The sequence below is a fragment of the Bacteroides fragilis genome, assembly GCF_019583405.1.
Taxonomy (GTDB): Bacteria; Bacteroidota; Bacteroidia; order Bacteroidales; family Bacteroidaceae; genus Bacteroides; species Bacteroides fragilis_B.
The window spans coordinates 1-2,290 of record NZ_SZUU01000025.1; the positions used below are offsets into that span (position 1 = coordinate 1).

Below are 2,290 nucleotides of genomic sequence, written 5' to 3' on the forward strand. Positions count from 1 at the left end.
TGCCCGATTATCAGTTTGTCGGGAGCATATGGAATGTAGTCGGCCTTTCCGGCTTCTTCATTTAATTCAGCATATAGGTCGGCCTTAAGATCATCCGGTGGAAGCTCCTCTTTTTTATCAGGCATGATCGGACCTGTCCTGTCTCCGATTGGCCTGCCTATTGCTGTCGCGGGCTTTCTTCGGGCTCTTATCCGTATATATATAATGTAGGGCAGAACGACAGCTAAACCACCCAGACAGCCAAAAAATACAGTCTTTAGGATATCCATGTGTCTATAGATTTGAGGGGTGTTCTTGTTCTTTTACTTCATATCCCTTTTCTCTGAGATACCGTGCTACATATTCATCATCCCCAACATCATTAAGGAAATCGAAAAGATAGCCACTTACATACTTAGCAACTGCATCAGCATTTGCATAATCAATATTTTGCGAAATAAACTTCACTTTCTCTGTTCTTCCTAAGACTCTGAAGGCTTCTTCAATTTTGCTCATATTTATACTTTAGTTCGTTAATTGACTTTTCAAATTCATTAAGTCTTGATACTTGTTGTTTCGTTAGTTAATATTCAAGTATTAAAAGGCAGCATGTTTTTCCATCTTGATTTCTTAACCAAGATCTATCTTTTACATGCAGAAGATTATCATCCAGTATATCGAATAAAGTCTCTTCCCTTTGTCGTTTACATTCTCTCAAAGACAATAAATCTTCTTCATTAAGAAAATTAGTGAGATAAAGAGCATCTCCAATACTGGGAAAAATAGATTCTTCCCAGTTCATGTTTAAATTCAGTCCCTCTTCGGGTACAGCACAGCGTATTTCCATGTTTATCTCTTTTTTTATAGCTATACGTTAATCCCTTGCTTCCTGTAATATTGGGCTATTTTCTCTTTTTGCTCCTTGATTTTTAGATCGAGTTTAGCAATACGATTAACGAGCCTTTCTCGTCTGGCTTCAAGTTCTTCCAACTTGGCAGCCTGTTTTGTAATTAGTCTCATTCTTCCTCCTCCTGTAGATAAAGCTTCATGCCCTTTTTAGTTAGTCCCAGCACATGGATATCATCAGCCCATTCATTAGCTACCTTTATTGATTCAGCCGGACTGCCATAAGTAAGCCTTACCGTATAGACCCCATCTGGCGGCATGGAATCATCCCCATATCCAGAAACTAAGTTTTTATCAAAAGCCATCAGATGACCATAGTTGTTAGCGAAGAAAATTCCTGCCTTTTCACATTCCTTATATGCTTTCTTTAGCTTGTTAAAAGCCTTTTTCTGCTCGGCTGTTAGTTCACAGACCGGATATAATCTATCATCCTTAATATTCCTTCTAATCAATTATTGCCCTCAGTTTCTTCGTCCTGATAATTTCTTCTTTAGGATTTGATTTGTCTAAAACAAACGGTTTTAAACATTCCATACACTTTACATTTGTTTTTCCCATCAGCCTGTTTGTTTGCCAGATATTCCAATGACCACATGAAGGACAATCCCAAACGAAACTTGATGGATATGCTCTTTTCTTGCCAGAATGAACCAACTTTCGAGGAATAACAATAGAATCTTCGCTCATATTTAATCAGTATTACTCTATTGTTTCCTCTGGGTATTGCTCCGTTAATGATTTAAAGAAAATGGCTTCAACTTCTCCTTCAGTCCACCCGTGAAAGTTGTTATGTACATCACAAGCCTTTCGACATTCTTCTTCTGATTCATAAGTTACAGGCGACACCGGTACATAGCCATTACCAACAATGAAGGCTGCAATTACGTTATCTGCCTCTTCCTCTTGTACCGGGTGCATGGGATAAACCAAATTACCGCAGTGATCTTTCTTTTCATATCCATATTCCATCATATTCATTCTTATTCGGTTATTAGTTATTTGGATTATAATTAATTATGTGTTCAAATGCCTTTGTACGAGCATCGTAAGCAATCATAGTAGATTCGTGAACAATATCAAGCTGCTGTTCATGCGACAAACTATATATTTTCGGATATAGCCTTTTATATACCTCTATCGCTGTTAATAGCATGGTATCATCTTTTCCTACTCCGTGATATGTGTCATATATCTTTTGAAAAATAAGAGCTTTCTTTATAGGCATGGAGCTAAGTTCCCCAACTCCTATATATTTCTCGATAGATTTATTCATATCTAATTTGTTTTACTCTATTTGACTACTATCTTATTATTACTTGTCGGCACAATAACCATAGAGCCATCGTCTGTTTTAGACCATGATATTTTGTTTATGCTTATTCCACCACGTTCAGACTTTATAGAT

General features: G+C 37.1%; 7 protein-coding genes and 1 pseudogene. All 8 read right to left on the bottom strand.

Annotated features, from left to right (window positions below):
- Nucleotides 1–269, bottom strand: a pseudogene (locus FDF36_RS20870) (hypothetical protein); the annotation flags it as partial.
- 4 nt (nt 270–273) lie between these two features.
- Nucleotides 274–495, bottom strand: coding sequence for a hypothetical protein (locus FDF36_RS20875; RefSeq protein ID WP_220392675.1), 222 nt, complete (start codon nt 493–495; stop codon nt 274–276).
- Nucleotides 496–562: 67 nt separating this feature from the next.
- Nucleotides 563–826: a hypothetical protein gene (locus FDF36_RS20880; protein WP_220392676.1), complete on the bottom strand. Its 264-nt coding sequence runs from the start codon at nt 824–826 to the stop codon at nt 563–565.
- 20 nt (nt 827–846) lie between these two features.
- Nucleotides 847–999: a hypothetical protein gene (locus FDF36_RS20885; RefSeq protein WP_220392677.1), complete on the bottom strand. Its 153-nt coding sequence runs from the start codon at nt 997–999 to the stop codon at nt 847–849.
- Complete coding sequence (locus FDF36_RS20890; protein ID WP_220392678.1) at nt 996–1,337, bottom strand: hypothetical protein; 342 nt, start codon at nt 1,335–1,337, stop codon at nt 996–998. Before FDF36_RS20890 ends, FDF36_RS20885 begins: the two co-directional genes overlap by 4 nt.
- Nucleotides 1,330–1,572 carry a hypothetical protein gene (locus FDF36_RS20895; RefSeq protein ID WP_220392679.1) on the bottom strand — a complete coding sequence of 81 codons (243 nt, stop codon included), beginning with the start codon at nt 1,570–1,572 and terminating at the stop codon, nt 1,330–1,332. Before FDF36_RS20895 ends, FDF36_RS20890 begins: the two co-directional genes overlap by 8 nt.
- Before the next feature lie 12 nt (nt 1,573–1,584).
- Nucleotides 1,585–1,863 carry a hypothetical protein gene (locus tag FDF36_RS20900; protein ID WP_220392680.1) on the bottom strand — a complete coding sequence of 93 codons (279 nt, stop codon included), beginning with the start codon at nt 1,861–1,863 and terminating at the stop codon, nt 1,585–1,587.
- Nucleotides 1,864–1,876: 13 nt separating this feature from the next.
- Complete coding sequence (locus FDF36_RS20905; RefSeq protein ID WP_220392681.1) at nt 1,877–2,158, bottom strand: hypothetical protein; 282 nt, start codon at nt 2,156–2,158, stop codon at nt 1,877–1,879.
- Nucleotides 2,159–2,290: the final 132 nt, after the last annotated feature.